This is a genomic window from Pseudomonas sp. Arb-4-2C (genome assembly GCF_055755015.1).
In genome coordinates, this window is the sequence record NZ_CM146899.1 from 3,707,197 (window position 1) to 3,721,790 (window position 14,594).

The window sequence follows — 14,594 nt, forward strand, 5'->3', positions numbered from 1 at the left end:
CCGGTGAATAAGTGGTCAATGTGGTGTGAACGTCTAGCGAATGTAAGCGAATAACTCACCACGGCATTCTGTTGTTTCGGCGGCGTCCCATCTGTCCCACCTTTTAGAATTGAGGTGGGACGCCTGAGAGCGCCTAGATTCGGGGCTTTGCCCCACCGTCCTACTTATTTATCTATTTTCTCGTGTAAAGAGAGAAATTTATAAACACGCTTGCGCGTGAAGCGCGCGTGCATTGTATCTGCTACGCATATGCGGGCGGGTGACGTTGCAAGGTGGGACGGTGGGACAGCCCAGCAAAGACAAGGCCCGCACCTGTCCCACTACGTCTAAACATAGTGGGACAAGGCGGGCCGGTGGGACAGCAACAGCCGGACGAAAGCCTGGGGTCACGCAGCCATCCCCATCATTACGCCGAAGATCTGCAGGTGTGCCTCATGCAGGCGCTGGTAGTACGTGTCACGGCCACAACCGCAGTGCGCGTACCGCAAGCGCATATCAACGTCGAGCGTGCAGTAATGCTCCCGCACAACCGTCACCAGCTCAGGCGGAAGATGCTTGTTCACGATCAGCTCGATGTCGAGAGAACTCTCCAGCGGCGCACGAAAGGCCCGCCGTCCACGAATCAGTTGCCCATTGCTCTCCATCATCATGGCAACCATGTTCCCCCCAGCAAGCCCCCCTTTCGAATGTTCGGAATGCAGCTCCTGCGCCCACAACCGAAGCAGCGAATCGATCTCCTTAATCACCGAAACAAGGCTCCTCTGAAGCTTCTAATTCCAAGGCAGGCGCCTTCCCCCAGTCCGCTGGCTTTTTGTAGCCCCACAACCGCTGCCGACTCTTGGTCATTGCACCGAGCCGGAAACGTCTCCAGCCCAACCGATGCAGGATTGCACCGACACGCATTTGCTCCGGCTTACCCCAATGTCCCGGGTCGAGCTTGAGAGCCTGAGTCAGCACCTCGCTGCCGGTCGTGGTCTCACCAATCTGCGACTCTTCCAACCAGGTCAAGATTGGTGTTTCCCATTCGTCCACTACGAAGCGCTCGTCCTGCTCCTCCGCGAACAATGCCGCCTCATCCAGCGTTACCCACCAGAGGTCGCCCGCGTCGTAGCAGAAAACCGCCTCGGCCCAAAGCTGGTCGCGGATCGAGCGCAACAACTCCAGATCCACTTTGGTACATGCCACCGGCCAATAACGGCGGTTACCAGTCGCGTCCTTGAGGTATTCGTCCTGGTTCGTCGTACCCACGAACACGCACTGGCGCGGCACGTCCATGGTGCGACGGCCGTAGCTCTCGCGATAAGTGTCCGTGGACGCCGAGAAAAACTGCTTGGCCTTGGTACTCTCGGCCTTGTTGAAGCTGTCCAGCTCGCCCAGCTCGACAATCCACTTGCCCCTGATCGCCTGAAAGCCGTCCTTGTCGCCCAGCGCGAACGGCGTATCCATGAACCACTCGCCGCCGAGAATGCTCATCGCCGTCGACTTACCGGCGCCCTGCGCACCCTCAAGGATCATCACCGAGTCAGCCTTGCAGCCAGGCTTCATCACTCGCGCCACGGCCGACAACATCCAGCGCTTGCCAACCTTGGACGAGTAGTCGGTGGCCTTCACACCCATGACATCGGTGAGCCAGCTTTCCAGACGAGGCACGCGATCCCATTCGAGCTTGCGCAGGTACTGCCGCACCGGATGAAACGCATGATCATGTGCGACCACACTGACCGCCTCGATCACATGGGACGCCTTGACCCGAAGGTTGTATTGCTGCGCGAGCCACTTCATCACCCGCACGTCATCGATATCCGCCCAGTCTCCCGTGCCGCCGCCATAAGGCGCCGCACGTAGCTTGACGAGCTTCGAACTGAAGGCGCTGTAGCTGATGACCCCAGCCCAACGTGGATCATTGGCCAGTATCAATTCAACGTTCTGCATGTGTGCGATCAGAGCGCCGCTATCGCTGCGAGCTAGTAGATCTTTCCAACCACCTGCAGCCGGTGGCTTGACCACAGCCAATACCTGACGGCGCACCGCCTCCAAACCCTCGGCGACATGCAGATCGTTGAAGTCGGTCCACTTCACTTCCCGCTCACTGGAGAAGATCGGCGCAACCACTTGGCCACCGACGATCAGTGCCGCGTTATTGGCCTTCTCTTCACCTGGGTTCCAGGCGTCGCCGTTTGGCTTCGTGGTCTTCCAGTCATCGTCCCTGCAAATGATCAGAGGGCAACCGGCAAACCGCTCGCGCATGGCCTTACACACGGCCAGCAGGTTACCCGCGTCGAATGCCACCGCCACGGTCAGCGAAGTCGCCATGTGCAGGCTGGCGCCGGTGGCGTAGCCCTCACATACCAGCACTGGATCACCTGGCTCAGCATCCGGCCCGATAAGGTGGAAAGCACCCTCTTTCGACATCCCGTAGGGCCAGTAGGACTTGTCCCGACCGGTGTCTTCCTGTTTGCTCGGGTAAATCACCTGAAGCCCGACGATTTCGTCCCGCGCATTGCTCATGGGAACCAAGACTGCACCTGAGCGCGGCGCGTAGCGAACTCGGAAACCGACAATCTGCTTGCGGTCCAGATACTCGCTGCGACCCTTCTCCGGCATGCGCTGGAATAAGCCGCCCGCACGCTTCGCCGCCCGGCGCGCCGAATTGGCTGCCACCTCAGCAGCACGACGTTTGCCCTCCTCCTGACGGGCGCGCATAACCTCGCGTTCTTCGGGAGACATCCGACCGGCCTTAACCTTGATCTTCTGCGTTTCGCCCGAACGCCAATCGCCGAATGAGCCGAAAATAAGCGTCTCGCCTTTCTCGGTGCGATGTTCATGGGCGACATACCAGCCGTTTTTCTCTGTGCCCTTATCCTGCGCTGTCTTGCACCGAGTGAGCTTACCGAACACCAGCGGCTGCGCTGGTAAAAGACCGTAGTCCGCGAACTGCGCCAATACTTCATCGAGCATGACGAGCTCCCTTCAACTCCACGAGGGAAAGACAATCCACACAATGCGTGCAGCCAGGCTGCGCCACACGGCGCGCTTCCGGAATTGGCTCATCGCACTCTTCGCAGAACTGAAACGAGTGCGCCGCCAAGGCAGGTTTGGCGGCGATTCGACGTGCTGCGAGCGCTTGGTCAACACGCTCTAGAACCAGATCATTAGCGAAGTCTGCGATGTCAGCCATGGTCAGCACCTCGCGTCGTCTGGTTGACGTAGGTGGCGCGGTTGAACAATCCGAGCAGACCCTGAATCCCACGGAATACCTGCAGACGAATCGCCGCCAGTTCTTGGTCGGTGACGACGCCGTCACCGATGCTCTTAGCCCAGGTCTCGGCAAGATCCGCCACTTGCCGGAAATACTCCGCGATGCCGGTCGTCAATGTCTCGGGCATGTCGTTGGTGTAGGCCTCAGCCAGTTCCTGCCAAGTCGTGTCGCCGACCAGCGCATGCACCGCATCCAGAATGCGGCGATCCTTAGTCAGTTCCAGGATCTCGCCAAACTCTTGGATGTTCACGGTGTGGCTTGGATGGGTTGGGGAAAGCTTGTGCTGTAACGTCGTGGCGTTGCGGCCAGTGGTGGCTGCGATAGCAGCGGCGCCGCCTGGGTAGTCGCGTGCAGCGTGATAAAGCGCAAGATCGAGCGGCAGGACTTCCCGCTGGGCTCGATCTACAGAACTCAGAGCGATTCGGCTCATGGCATTAATCCTTGAATGTTGCCAGTGCCGCACGACAGGCAGTAGTGATACATTTGTCGTGTGGCTTGATAGGCCCAAACGCCGGCGAGGTCCCTATGACCAACACCGGCACCGTGCCGGGGCGAACAATCCGTTGTTCACCCCTGGCGCAAAAGCTGCCAGCTCTGTGGTGGAAAAGGCAGCAACACCAAAGCTTCCGAGCTCTGGAAAACGCGAGAGGAATGGGCGGTTTTGCATTTGGTTTGCCCGCCAATCCCAATCGCGGCCCGACAGCGCTGTGGTGGTGCGTGTCGGGAGGAACTGGGCGACCCTTTGGTCGCCTTTTTTCTAAGCTACTTTTTTGAAATCTATCTCTGGCGGAAAGACATCATCAAGCGAGCATTTGACTCCGAGCTGATTCAACGCAGCCGTAATTGCACGAGATTCTGCAAGTCCAGCTATACGCCGTCCGGACTCATAATTACTAAGCCGTGTCTGCGTCCATCCAAGAGTCGAAACCAAATCCCGCTGCTTTATACCCGCCCTTTCTCGATGGTCAGCAATCCTGTTCATAACGACCTCCTATAACTGAAGCGCAGAATAAACACGATTCGTGATTTTTACAACACGCAAAGTGCGATAAATTTATTTCAATGCGTGGTAAAAAATGCAAATGAACACACTCGGCTCACGCATCAAATCACTTAGAAAAGCCAAGGGTATGAGCCAGAAAGATCTGGCCCTTGCCTGTGGCTGGGAATCACAATCTCGCATAGGTAACTATGAGAAGGACCAACGCCAGCCCAACCTTCAGGATCTAGGGAAAATTGCTGCTGCCCTAAAAACGTCGCTCACACAGTTGGTCAAAGATGTCGAGGGGCCGTTACCTCACCTATCTGGTGATGCGCACGGCAACATTTACGACATCAGATATCCTCCTCGACTCAAGAGCAGCCAGAGCGAAGGATTGACATCGGCAGGACAAGCGAAAACAGGGAGTGTTCCGGTGGTTGGAACCGCACAGCTGGGCAATGAAGGATATTTTGAAGCGCTTGATTTTCCTCCAGGCCACGGCGATGGTTACTTAAGTATCCACAGCGATGATCCAGATGCCTACGGATTGAAGGTTACCGGCGACAGCATGCTTCCCAGGATCAAAAATGGTGAGTACGTGCTGATCGAACCCAACAAGAACTACTTCAGCGGCGATGAGGTCGTGGTAAGAACCACAGAAGGCCGAACGATGATCAAGGAGTTCATTTACCTGAGAGATGGGATGTACCGCTTGGATAGCGTGAATGCCGAACACCCACCAATTCATATCGCCGCGGCCGACGTAATTGAGATCCACCTGGTCGGCGGCATCCTAAAGTCATCTCGTTTTTTGCACGCGCCGTGAAAAATAATCACATACCGTGTTGACTTAAAAAACACACTGCGTGATATTTGCCTCACTCTCACACCACAGAGCGAGGCATCACCTATGCAAACCAGTGCAACCCTCCACGTCCACCCGGCGTGCGTCAGTAATAAAAAGATGATCGAGCAGCTGCAGTCCATCACCGGCTGCTTGGTCATCATTCACAACAACAAACCGAAGCTTATTGCCAAGCCCCAAGCCTCTCCATTTGATCCAAATGGCGGAGGGCACGCGGCATGAGCAAATACCGAATCGACAACCGCACCCTGCAGCTGCTCAAAGCTCAGGTCAACCTGACCGAAACCTTCAATCATGTCCTACGAACCGCTCCCACGCGCGAGTGCCTTGCGTTCCGCCTCAAAGTAGAACGGGGCGCAACTGAGACCGCATTCAGTGTCGAGCTGGGGACTGAGCGTCACACGCTGACCCTTCCAAGCGACAAGAAAACTCACCTTAAGCTGGCCGACTTCATTGAAGAGATCGCTAACGGACAGTTCGATCCGAGCAATAGCAGCGATCCGGTTCATCTCCCGCATGCCAGCCGCGTATACGGCCGCTTTGAAACCCAAGACAAGCAGCGCGTGCTTGAGCTGGTGCGCACCGGCGGCGTGCTGAGCCTCGACATGGGGTTTGATCTCCCCCTGCACGTTGCCATTCACCGCACACACACGCGCCGAGGGGCGACCATCATCCTGAGCATCGGGAACAAAAGCCCCAACACCCGATGCTTCACCGTGAGCGACACCGATGCCGAGATTTACCTGATGGTTATCGAGTCCATCAACCATCTCGCGGCCGCAGCAACACCTGCCGCACATGCGGCATGAGGTGGACGACATGGAACGCACCCTCGCCCAAGCAGCCTCGCAACTAGGCCTCACACGTCCAAAACTGATTGCACTCATGCGGGAAAAAGACCTGCTTAAGGGCAACCTGCCGGCTTACCCAAAACGGGACAAAGAGTATCTGCGGGTCAAGGACGGCACCTGGTATGACGAAAAGTACGGCTTGCAATACAGCCAGTCGACGCGGGTCAAGCAAGCCGGCATTCGTTGGCTGGCTGAAAAACTCGGCATCGACCTACCTGAAATTCCGGCAGACCGCCGTGACGTGGCCTAGGGAATACGCCCGACAGATCATCGCAATGCGGACACGAGAGGAGCGCAATGCCGCGCTCCTTGAGGTGCCCGAGCATCTGCGGGAGTTGACCAAACGCCATTGCCTGAACGCCTGGAACCATCCAGCAAGAAGCAAACGCAAGGAGGCCACACAAAGCCATGAGTAATGCAGCCCAAGCCCCACTGCGGCTACGCCCCGCTCCTGAATCCACGACCATCGAGCTGCTGTACCGCACCTTCGGTGATGTGCTGATTCCGCTGGAGGCCGTACGCGAAAAGTATTTCCGCAACCTCAACGAGCAAAAGTTTGTGATTGAAATCAACAGCGGTCGGATCCAGCTTCCGATCACCACACTGGACTCAAGTCGGAAAGCGCCCAAGTACGCCCACATTCGACACGTTGCATCGCTCATCGATATCCGCGCCTACCAGGCCGACGAAGACATGCAGAGCCAGCAAGACGAGCCAACCGAGTAAGCCTTATCTCAAGGACTGCCACCACCAGTCCGACACTGAACCAGGAGCAAACCAAATGACTGCAATTCAAATCTGCGCACTCATCGCCCTAATCATTCTGGCCGGACTATTAGTCTGGGCCGGCTACATCATGGGCCGTACCGACGGCATGTCCGTTGGCATGAAACAAAGCGACGACATCCTGCGCGCCGAAAGCGCCAAGACCATTAGCGAGTTAAGAGCCTCCCTCAAATTCATCAAGGCTGACCACGCCCACTTGGCGCAATTCAGCAAACGCCTTCAGCAAGCGTTGACGCTCGGCAATCCCGAACGCCAGACGCTGCTCGAAATCGCCGAAAAGCTCCGCATTGCTGCCGATACGTTCGCCGCCTTCCGCACGGGGAAAAAACTCGAACGCGAAACCCGCGCCCTGATCGACCAAGCGCTCGCCATGGCCGATTTACTGAAACCCGCCGAATTAACAGGCCCTGCAAAGGTTGAGGTGGTTCCTCTTCGTATTGCTCTCAGCACGGACGATGCGGAGAACGCTGCCGTTTTTTTCCAACAAGAACACCAGGCTATTGCGACCGCCGCGCAATCGAGAGGTGCAGCATGAGCTGGATCCTCACCCATACCGGCAAGCGCTTTGATTTGCTTGAGCCGGACGCCGAAATGATCGATCCGCGAGACATTGCACACTCGCTGGCTCATTTGTGCCGCTTCAACGGCCACACCCGCGAGTTTTACAGCGTGGCTCAGCACAGCTGCATCGTCGCCGACCTGGTGCCAGAAGAACACAAACTTGTGGCCTTGCTCCATGACGCTCCCGAGGCGTACTTGGGCGATATGACACGGCCACTCAAGCAGTGGATTAGTGCCTACCAACACTTCGAGGACTGCATTTGGTGGCGCGTTTGCGAGCGGTTCGATATCGCCCCAGAACTCCCGACCTGCATCCATCAGGCCGACCTGATAGCACTGGCCACCGAACGTCGCGACCTCATGCCAACCGAACCGGCTATCTGGGATTGCTTGGTCGGCATTGAACCCATGGTTGAAACCATCCGTCCGTGGTCTGCCGCAGAGGCGCGCAACACTTACCACCAGCGCCTGATGGATCAACTTGCTATCGAACATCGGAGGAAAGCGGCATGACGCACTCACAGGACAACACGCAAATGCTGGCCGCTTTGCTTCGCGATGACAGTGGGATCGACACGCCTGTAAACAATAGTCTCTGCTGCGCAGCAGCAGGCATTATTGCTTCTTCCAGCGCCACTGCAGAGGTACTTATACCCCACGAAAAGCTGCGCGAGGCAGCCACACCCAATGCAACGCTAATCGCTCAGGATCGCCCGCCCGCGCAGCCTGCAGTGGGGTATACGCACCTTTCTGGAAACGATGGATATCAGGCGACAGACACCCAAGATTTATGGACAACTGATTCTTTTGAAGACTGTGTCGCCGCTGCCTTAATTACCTGTTTTGAGACCAGAATCAAAAAAAGTAAAGGAGCGGGTCCTAACACGCTTACTAATGAGCGATTGAACCTTATTAGACGGATCGGGCCGTATATTCCGAGCAACGACAGAGTCATCATCGCGCCCAATACAACGTGCGTTGGAGATTGGGAGTTTGATGTCATCAATGACCCTATGCCTTCGATTGGATGCATTGGGTTTACGAGAACTCATCAAGCCCGGCCCGATGAATATGGTGGTTTCTTTCAAGCCACATATATTCGGAAAGTCACCAATTTACCCAAGACCTGGTATAGACGGTCAGGTGGACAGTTGTATGAAATTATAATTGCCGCATCGGAAAATGAATTTGTAGAAGGTGAGCGATCATTCTTTTGCATAACGAAAGAAGGCAAAGTGGTTGCCTGTGATCAACGCTTTGAGCTATCTGATCGATACAAAAGTAATCATTATTTCACCACTCCCGAAAAGGAGCTAAAAGATCGTGAAGCCAGGGCTTCAATCGCTCTGCAATTCATAGCCGATAGCCGACATTGCTGGACTATAGAGGCCCGCGAATCCAACTGCCTCGCCCGCCTGGGCTCAATGCCCGAGCAAATTAAATCCTTGCTGTACGCGAGATCAGTTCCACTGACCGAGACAGGACGAAAACGACCGATACTACACTTGGTAGCGGCTCATCAACGTCGTTTAAAGAATGGCATTGATATTGACATAACTGGATTTCTTAGGGGTGTTCAAACAGTCGAGGTGGGTGGAACATGTTTTACTGTAAGGCCCGCACCAGCATTAATACCAAACCTATCTGCGGCCAGCAGAAGAAAAGTGGTTATTCGCGAGGAGAATGAATGAATACTTCCTTCATTCTAATGGCCCAATACAATGGCCGGGCCATTATCCCACTTGAGCAGGTCTGCAAGGATTACTTCACGCACCTGACGACCGATATGTTCCAGCGCAAGGTTATGGCAGGACAGATCAAAATCCCGATCACACGGCTGGAGTCGAGTCAAAAAAGCGCTAAAGGCATCCACATCGCTGATCTGGCAGCCTACCTTGATCTGCAACGGGAAGCTGCGGTGAAAGAGTGCAACCAGCTCAACGGGTACCGCCGAGCCAGTTAAATCACTGCTTACCCCAGGCGCCCAACTTCACGGGCGCCTGAATTATCCTCTTTAACCACGGCCACTCGGCATAGTGGTCACCTCGCCCGCGCAGATGGGTATATCGACGCAATGAATTCCAATCACGATGCCCAGACACACTGGCCACCCGCGGAATATCCCAATCTATCTCAAACAACCGACTCACTCCGTCGTGTCGCAGATCGTGGAAGTGAAGATCTTCGATCTCTAGAAACTTGCACGCCTTCGCCCAGGCCGTGGAGATCGACGACGAGTTGTACGGGAAAATTTCCCCACGCTCTTTTGGCATGCTCTGCAGAATTCTCCAGGCTTCGTCGGGTAGGTGGCACCAAACATCATTGCCAATTTTCTGCCCGGGGTTTTTCATATCTCTCACCAGCACCCGCTGATTCGACTCATCGACGTCCTCCCACTGAATTCGGCTTATCTCATCCTGCCGACGCGTGGAAAAAATCGCGAAGCCAATCACCTTCAGCATGTTGATCGAACTAGGCCGACGCTGCTGCATGCTGACGAAGTGCTCCAAAAGTTTATCCAGCTCGTCCTTCGTTGGACGACGATCGCGCTCCCGGCTCTTCATGTTGTAGCCGAGCTTCCTCAACACCTTCCGAGCGTCCGGCATCGCGTGAGGGTCTACCTCATACCCCCAAGCGGGACGCGCAATCGAAAGGACAGCCCCAAGGTGCGCCAAATCGTTGCCAGCCGTCTGCGGCTGGACGCCGCCGCCCTCTTTACTCATTCGCCAGAGTGCAAAATCCACCAATCGTTGACTGTTGATAGCCGAATCAACGGTCTGGCCAAACTCCGTCGCCGCGATAGCATTTAGAGTGGCTTCCTTGGTTTTACCCAACGGCCGGACTTTCTCCATTTCATCCAAGTACTGCTTGATCATGTCCTGAACGGTGACGCCCTTGCGGTTCGCCCGCTCAATCGCACCAGGCTGATCTAGCTCTGCCTCGCGTCGCCGCACCCACGCTTGTGCCGCCTGTTTCCGGGCGAAGGTCTGGCTCTCTTGGTAGACTTGCGCTCCATCGCGAAACAGGCGTATCTGTGCCGTGTAACTGACTGAGCCATCGGTGCGTTTTCGTGCTCTGATCGTTGCCATAATCGACTGGTACAACTCCGAAAGTGATTGGTACATTGTACCAGCGCCATCGAAAAAACGCCTGAAAACGCCTAAAAACACGCTATAAATACGTTGAGCCAAATGGTACCAAATACCCACTCCAGCCCAGTAAACTCAAGCCCTGCGCTATCTCGGCGGTTTTCCGTTGCGCCCATGATGGATTGGACTGATAGGCATTGCAGATACTTCCTACGCCTCCTGTCGAAGAACGCCCTGCTCTACACCGAAATGGTCACCACTGGCGCGCTCCTCAACGGCGATCACGAACGTTTCCTCCGTCACAACGAAGCCGAGCATCCGCTGGCGTTGCAGTTGGGTGGCAGTGTTCCGCTCGATCTGGCCGCTTGCGCGCGCATGGCCCAAGAACATGGTTACGACGAGGTGAACCTGAATGTGGGCTGCCCGAGTGATCGGGTGCAGAACAATATGATCGGTGCGTGCCTGATGGGGCATCCGCAGTTGGTGGCCGATTGTGTGAAGGCGATGCGCGATGCGGTGTCGATTCCGGTGACGGTGAAACATCGGATCGGGATCAATGGGCGGGACAGTTACGCCGAGTTGTGTGATTTCGTCGGGACGGTGCGGGATGCCGGGTGTACCAGTTTTACCGTGCATGCGCGGATTGCGATTCTGGAGGGGTTGTCGCCGAAGGAGAATCGCGACATTCCGCCGCTGCGTTATGACGTGGCGGCGCAGTTGAAGGCGGATTTTCCGGAGCTGGAGATTGTGCTGAACGGCGGGATCAAGACGATGGAGGCCTGCCATGAGCATTTGCAGACCTTTGACGGTGTGATGCTCGGGCGTGAGGCTTATCACAATCCGTATTTGCTGGCGGAGGTGGATCAGCAGTTGTTCGGCAGCATCGCGCCGGTGATCAGCCGCGCCGAGGCGCTGGCGCAGTTGCGGCCTTATATTGCCTCGCATTTGCAGGCGGGCGGCGCGATGCATCACATCACGCGGCATGTGCTGGGCTTGGGCACCGGGTTCCCGGGGGCGCGTAAATTCCGTCAGTTGTTGTCGGTGGATATTCACAAGGCCAAGGATCCGCTGGCGCTGCTGGATCAGGCTGGCGAGTTGCTGCAAGGGCGTTGATGCCCTCCCTCCGTAAAATGCGCCAGGCGGGTTGATCCGCCTGGCGTGCACATCACCCCGCTGCCGCTTCCGTCCAGTTAACCCAGCCAAACACCCACGTCGCCAGAATCAACAAGCCAAACGCGATCCGATACCAGGCGAACGCCGCATAGCTGTGGTTGGCGATGAATTTGAGCAGGCCGCGCACGGCGATCATGGCGAAGATGAAGGCGATGACAAAACCCAGGGCGAACACCGGCAGGTCGCTGGCCTGGAACAGGTCGCGGTATTTGTAGCCGGAGTACACCGCCGCGCCGACCATGGTCGGCATGGCGAGGAAGAACGAGAACTCTGTGGCGGCTTTCCGGGACAAGCCGAACAATAAACCGCCGATGATGGTCGAGCCGGAGCGCGAAGTGCCCGGAATCATCGCCAGGCATTGCACGAAGCCGATTTTCAACGCGTCTGACCAGCGCATGTCGTCGACATGTTCGACGCTCACCACGTGGCGGCGTTGTTCGGCCCACAACATGACGATGCCGCCCACCAACAGTGCAACTGCCACGGTGATCGGGTTAAACAGGTATTGATGGATTTTGTCAGCGAACAACACGCCAAGTACCACCGCCGGAAGAAAGGCGATCAGCAGATTGAGGGTGAAACGTTGCGCATTGCGTTGGGTCGGCAGGCCTTTGACGATGTCGAAGATCTTCGGTCGAAACTCCCAGACCACGGCCAGAATCGCCCCCAGCTGGATAATGATGTTGAACGCCATGGCGCGTTCGCCGCCGAAGTCCAGCAGGTCGGCGACGATGATCTGGTGGCCGGTACTGGAGATCGGCAAGAACTCGGTCAGGCCTTCTACCGCGCCCAAAATCAACACCTGGATAAAGGTCCAGAAATCCATTAATCCTCCGTCAGAGCGCTCTTGATGAGCGACCGGTCAACTGCATTCAGGAATTGAGTATCTGAAGTTAAACAATCGGTATAAGGACACCCATTGCCCGATCAGGCGACGGAGAATATGTCTTATCAAAAGACACACTCAAGCCATGTTAATAAACGTCCGCCTACGAACCTCTATGAAAATATTCAGGCATTTAGTAGCAAAAAGTTCGACCAGCCAATAAAGTGTGATCAAGCTCACACTATCTCGTGAACGCGGACAGTGGCAATTGGACATGAACAAAGCCGTGGCCACAGATTCAAAATAGTGGCACAATTCCACATTGCCATCATATAACGACTAGTTCACAGCCCCGAGAAAATCAACTAAAAGCTTGAAATGCTTAATTATTGTTAGAAAACTCGGGAGCCACGTCTAAAAATCGCGTGAATGTTACCAATTGTCAGTCACAGATGAGAACCGGTGCTTTAACATCCCGATGTCAGCACCTAATTCGAGTCAATGCATGATGCTCTCAGGGAACTTGGCGACTAGAAGTCCGCGCCCGACAAACGACGAACCCGGTGTTCTCACTCTGGGCCGTACCCGTGGCGTGGCTGAACATTTTAGGATGCTGGTCGCACAGCACGTACGCACTGATATGGCACTTGAGGCCGGTTCGTACACTAGTTCATATAAGCACAATGAACTTTCTGGTTCGTATCGGGCCATCTTTCTCGTTATCGACAGTCCGCAAGCGCTGGAAGACAATCTTGCGCTGATCGAGAACCTGCGCACCGACAACTTGAAGCCGATAATCTGCGCGGTCATCACCGGTCGCGGCGCCTTCAACAAGATCAAGTACTTTCTGGCCGGTGCCGACTTCTGTATCAAGCTCAATACTCTTTCCGACGAGGGCGCAGAGTTGCTTGGTGAGTTCTTCAACAGCGAAGAATGGCAGCGGGATATCAATCTGACGCTCGACCCGACGCGTATCTGCCTGCTGGGCACCAGCCAGAAACTCGACATCTCGTTTGCCGAGATGAAGATCCTGGAAGCCTTTGCGCAGACCAGCAACCACATCCTCAGCCATGATGAAATCGCCAGCATCATGGGGCTCAATACCAATTTCTACGACCCGAGAGCGCTGGAAAAATCGATCAGCCGCTTGCGTGGAAAAATCAAGGACATGTATGGTACAAACGCGATTCAGAGTATCCGCGGCTATGGCTATCGCCTGATGCGGGGTCTGATATCGACTGCCTGACTCTCGGGCAGCCATCCTCTTTGCATACTTACGAAGGATCGTCATATGCAACCATACAGCTCTAGTTGTACTTCAAATCTACTAATAATCAAGCAATTGAATGAGCGCGGCTACACCGAACCATAACAATAAACTTAACAACATAGCAGCAGAACGAGTGGAACTTATCGAGGGCCATTTTGGGCCCAGACCCTGCCTGTCGATTACTTCCAAGGAAGTCATTGCTCGCCTGCCGATTTATCTTTTCGCCCATTTTGGTGCACATTTTAGGAGAGAGACATGGAAACGAGTACAACCCTCCCGAGAAAATACTTTGTCGTCGTGACTCACAGTACAACGTCGCAGCGTGAACTTGAGAGCATTCTGTCCAGCGAGCGCTTCAATTCGTTTGGCACGTCTCAGGCACAAATGTTTATTGAAGGTGCTACTTCGCCCTCTTCCACCCCCCTGCTGATGGAGTTCTCTTACCCAAGCGGCACCCGGAAAAACGTCGCCCGCACAATTGAACACGATACTCAGCGCATACTGGCCACCCTCGAGTCGGAATGGCTGGCCGCGCAATCGGCAAATCCGTTTCACAAAGTCCCGGCAATGAACGCGGACGCCAGCCACCAGACTTTAGCCAATGAAGACGGCGCACCGTGCAGCGAGACCTGGCACCTGGACAACGATCAAGGCGCACTGGTCAAGGAAGGCGTCGAGATCAGCCTTACCGGGCTTGAGACCGCGTTGGTCAGGAAGATGCTCAATCACGAAGAACGCGTGGTCAGTCGAGATGACCTGATCCTCAGCATCGGCCGCGAGCCGGAACAGTATCGTGGCCTTGAGATGTGCCTGAGTCGCCTGCAGGACAAGTTCAAAAGTGCCAGTAATGGTGAGCGCTTGTTTCGTGCCGTAAGAAACCGCGGTTATTGCCTCATCCAGGACATCGTGGCGTAAACACCGACGATATCCAC

Annotated in this window: 19 protein-coding genes; 12 read left to right on the forward strand and 7 right to left on the reverse strand. The window is 55.5% G+C overall.

What is annotated here, in order from left to right; all coding sequences use genetic code 11:
* Positions 1–386 precede the first annotated feature (386 nt).
* The 5 genes from AC0J41_RS16690 to AC0J41_RS16710 form a co-directional block, all read right to left on the reverse strand.
* Entirely contained in the window at positions 387–746 is a 360-nt protein-coding gene (locus AC0J41_RS16690) for a PA0613 family protein (protein ID WP_038362361.1), read from the reverse strand.
* The gene (locus AC0J41_RS16695; protein WP_103305116.1) at positions 739–2,958 is read right to left on the reverse strand and encodes a VapE domain-containing protein; all 2,220 of its coding nucleotides are present in this window, start codon (positions 2,956–2,958) and stop codon (positions 739–741) included. The genes AC0J41_RS16690 and AC0J41_RS16695 overlap by 8 nt, the downstream gene beginning before the upstream one ends.
* Positions 2,948–3,178 carry a TraR/DksA family transcriptional regulator gene (locus AC0J41_RS16700; protein WP_122612692.1) on the reverse strand — a complete coding sequence of 77 codons (231 nt, stop codon included), beginning with the start codon at positions 3,176–3,178 and terminating at the stop codon, positions 2,948–2,950. The genes AC0J41_RS16695 and AC0J41_RS16700 overlap by 11 nt, the downstream gene beginning before the upstream one ends.
* On the reverse strand, positions 3,171–3,689 hold the full coding sequence (locus tag AC0J41_RS16705; RefSeq protein WP_038362352.1) for a phage regulatory CII family protein: 519 nt from the start codon (positions 3,687–3,689) through the stop codon (positions 3,171–3,173). Before AC0J41_RS16705 ends, AC0J41_RS16700 begins: the two co-directional genes overlap by 8 nt.
* 327 nt (positions 3,690–4,016) lie before the next feature.
* Entirely contained in the window at positions 4,017–4,241 is a 225-nt protein-coding gene (locus AC0J41_RS16710) for a helix-turn-helix transcriptional regulator (protein ID WP_080750752.1), read from the reverse strand.
* Between the two features lie 100 nt (positions 4,242–4,341).
* Between AC0J41_RS16710 and AC0J41_RS16715 the strand changes: the two genes are divergently transcribed.
* From AC0J41_RS16715 to AC0J41_RS16755, 9 genes are all read left to right on the forward strand, one after another.
* Positions 4,342–5,067, forward strand: a complete 726-nt coding sequence (locus tag AC0J41_RS16715; RefSeq protein WP_038362533.1) for an XRE family transcriptional regulator — start codon at positions 4,342–4,344, stop codon at positions 5,065–5,067.
* A gap of 84 nt (positions 5,068–5,151) precedes the next feature.
* Entirely contained in the window at positions 5,152–5,328 is a 177-nt protein-coding gene (locus AC0J41_RS16720; RefSeq protein ID WP_162999859.1) for a hypothetical protein, read from the forward strand.
* Positions 5,325–5,915 (forward strand): hypothetical protein, encoded by a 591-nt coding sequence (locus AC0J41_RS16725; protein ID WP_473013082.1) that lies wholly within the window; start codon positions 5,325–5,327, stop codon positions 5,913–5,915. Before AC0J41_RS16720 ends, AC0J41_RS16725 begins: the two co-directional genes overlap by 4 nt.
* 10 nt (positions 5,916–5,925) lie before the next feature.
* Positions 5,926–6,207, forward strand: a complete 282-nt coding sequence (locus tag AC0J41_RS16730; protein WP_100847388.1) for a phage antirepressor KilAC domain-containing protein — start codon at positions 5,926–5,928, stop codon at positions 6,205–6,207.
* Positions 6,208–6,365: 158 nt separating this feature from the next.
* Entirely contained in the window at positions 6,366–6,683 is a 318-nt protein-coding gene (locus AC0J41_RS16735) for a pyocin activator PrtN family protein (protein WP_038362343.1), read from the forward strand.
* Between the two features lie 55 nt (positions 6,684–6,738).
* A complete protein-coding gene (locus tag AC0J41_RS16740; RefSeq protein ID WP_473013083.1) occupies positions 6,739–7,278 on the forward strand; it encodes a hypothetical protein in 540 nt (179 codons plus the stop codon).
* Entirely contained in the window at positions 7,275–7,817 is a 543-nt protein-coding gene (locus AC0J41_RS16745; protein ID WP_473013084.1) for a phosphohydrolase, read from the forward strand. The genes AC0J41_RS16740 and AC0J41_RS16745 overlap by 4 nt, the downstream gene beginning before the upstream one ends.
* On the forward strand, positions 7,814–8,995 hold the full coding sequence (locus tag AC0J41_RS16750; RefSeq protein ID WP_473013085.1) for a hypothetical protein: 1,182 nt from the start codon (positions 7,814–7,816) through the stop codon (positions 8,993–8,995). The genes AC0J41_RS16745 and AC0J41_RS16750 overlap by 4 nt, the downstream gene beginning before the upstream one ends.
* Positions 8,992–9,267 carry a pyocin activator PrtN family protein gene (locus AC0J41_RS16755; protein ID WP_103305111.1) on the forward strand — a complete coding sequence of 92 codons (276 nt, stop codon included), beginning with the start codon at positions 8,992–8,994 and terminating at the stop codon, positions 9,265–9,267. Before AC0J41_RS16750 ends, AC0J41_RS16755 begins: the two co-directional genes overlap by 4 nt.
* A 1-nt stretch (position 9,268) precedes the next feature.
* Here the strand turns inward: AC0J41_RS16755 and AC0J41_RS16760 are convergent, their stop codons facing one another.
* Positions 9,269–10,393 carry a site-specific integrase gene (locus tag AC0J41_RS16760; protein WP_473016014.1) on the reverse strand — a complete coding sequence of 375 codons (1,125 nt, stop codon included), beginning with the start codon at positions 10,391–10,393 and terminating at the stop codon, positions 9,269–9,271.
* Between the two features lie 102 nt (positions 10,394–10,495).
* On the opposite strand from AC0J41_RS16760, the gene dusA reads away from it, so the two are divergent.
* The gene (dusA, locus tag AC0J41_RS16765) at positions 10,496–11,506 is read left to right on the forward strand and encodes a tRNA dihydrouridine(20/20a) synthase DusA (protein WP_473013086.1); all 1,011 of its coding nucleotides are present in this window, start codon (positions 10,496–10,498) and stop codon (positions 11,504–11,506) included.
* Positions 11,507–11,558: 52 nt separating this feature from the next.
* On the opposite strand, the gene AC0J41_RS16770 is transcribed toward dusA, so the two are convergent.
* Positions 11,559–12,392 carry an undecaprenyl-diphosphate phosphatase gene (locus AC0J41_RS16770; protein WP_473013087.1) on the reverse strand — a complete coding sequence of 278 codons (834 nt, stop codon included), beginning with the start codon at positions 12,390–12,392 and terminating at the stop codon, positions 11,559–11,561.
* 505 nt (positions 12,393–12,897) lie between these two features.
* Between AC0J41_RS16770 and AC0J41_RS16775 the strand changes: the two genes are divergently transcribed.
* Complete coding sequence (locus AC0J41_RS16775; protein WP_473013088.1) at positions 12,898–13,638, forward strand: winged helix-turn-helix domain-containing protein; 741 nt, start codon at positions 12,898–12,900, stop codon at positions 13,636–13,638.
* 279 nt (positions 13,639–13,917) lie between these two features.
* Positions 13,918–14,577, forward strand: coding sequence for a winged helix-turn-helix domain-containing protein (locus tag AC0J41_RS16780; RefSeq protein WP_473013089.1), 660 nt, complete (start codon positions 13,918–13,920; stop codon positions 14,575–14,577).
* Positions 14,578–14,594 lie beyond the last annotated feature (17 nt).

What these genes read in the sequence shown, in the direction of transcription:
- AC0J41_RS16695 (WP_103305116.1), bottom strand. Translation starts at nt 2,958, where the DNA reads ATGCTCGATGAAGTATTGGCGCAGTTCGCGGACTACGGTCTTTTACCA.
- AC0J41_RS16700 (WP_122612692.1), bottom strand. Translation starts at nt 3,178, where the DNA reads ATGGCTGACATCGCAGACTTCGCTAATGATCTGGTTCTAGAGCGTGTT.
- AC0J41_RS16705 (WP_038362352.1), bottom strand. Translation starts at nt 3,689, where the DNA reads ATGAGCCGAATCGCTCTGAGTTCTGTAGATCGAGCCCAGCGGGAAGTC.
- AC0J41_RS16710 (WP_080750752.1), bottom strand. Translation starts at nt 4,241, where the DNA reads ATGAACAGGATTGCTGACCATCGAGAAAGGGCGGGTATAAAGCAGCGG.
- AC0J41_RS16715 (WP_038362533.1), top strand. Translation starts at nt 4,342, where the DNA reads ATGAACACACTCGGCTCACGCATCAAATCACTTAGAAAAGCCAAGGGT.
- AC0J41_RS16720 (WP_162999859.1), top strand. Translation starts at nt 5,152, where the DNA reads ATGCAAACCAGTGCAACCCTCCACGTCCACCCGGCGTGCGTCAGTAAT.
- AC0J41_RS16725 (WP_473013082.1), top strand. Translation starts at nt 5,325, where the DNA reads ATGAGCAAATACCGAATCGACAACCGCACCCTGCAGCTGCTCAAAGCT.
- AC0J41_RS16730 (WP_100847388.1), top strand. Translation starts at nt 5,926, where the DNA reads ATGGAACGCACCCTCGCCCAAGCAGCCTCGCAACTAGGCCTCACACGT.
- AC0J41_RS16735 (WP_038362343.1), top strand. Translation starts at nt 6,366, where the DNA reads ATGAGTAATGCAGCCCAAGCCCCACTGCGGCTACGCCCCGCTCCTGAA.
- AC0J41_RS16740 (WP_473013083.1), top strand. Translation starts at nt 6,739, where the DNA reads ATGACTGCAATTCAAATCTGCGCACTCATCGCCCTAATCATTCTGGCC.
- AC0J41_RS16745 (WP_473013084.1), top strand. Translation starts at nt 7,275, where the DNA reads ATGAGCTGGATCCTCACCCATACCGGCAAGCGCTTTGATTTGCTTGAG.
- AC0J41_RS16750 (WP_473013085.1), top strand. Translation starts at nt 7,814, where the DNA reads ATGACGCACTCACAGGACAACACGCAAATGCTGGCCGCTTTGCTTCGC.
- AC0J41_RS16755 (WP_103305111.1), top strand. Translation starts at nt 8,992, where the DNA reads ATGAATACTTCCTTCATTCTAATGGCCCAATACAATGGCCGGGCCATT.
- AC0J41_RS16760 (WP_473016014.1), bottom strand. Translation starts at nt 10,393, where the DNA reads ATGGCAACGATCAGAGCACGAAAACGCACCGATGGCTCAGTCAGTTAC.
- dusA (WP_473013086.1), top strand. Translation starts at nt 10,496, where the DNA reads ATGGTACCAAATACCCACTCCAGCCCAGTAAACTCAAGCCCTGCGCTA.
- AC0J41_RS16770 (WP_473013087.1), bottom strand. Translation starts at nt 12,392, where the DNA reads ATGGATTTCTGGACCTTTATCCAGGTGTTGATTTTGGGCGCGGTAGAA.
- AC0J41_RS16775 (WP_473013088.1), top strand. Translation starts at nt 12,898, where the DNA reads ATGATGCTCTCAGGGAACTTGGCGACTAGAAGTCCGCGCCCGACAAAC.
- AC0J41_RS16780 (WP_473013089.1), top strand. Translation starts at nt 13,918, where the DNA reads ATGGAAACGAGTACAACCCTCCCGAGAAAATACTTTGTCGTCGTGACT.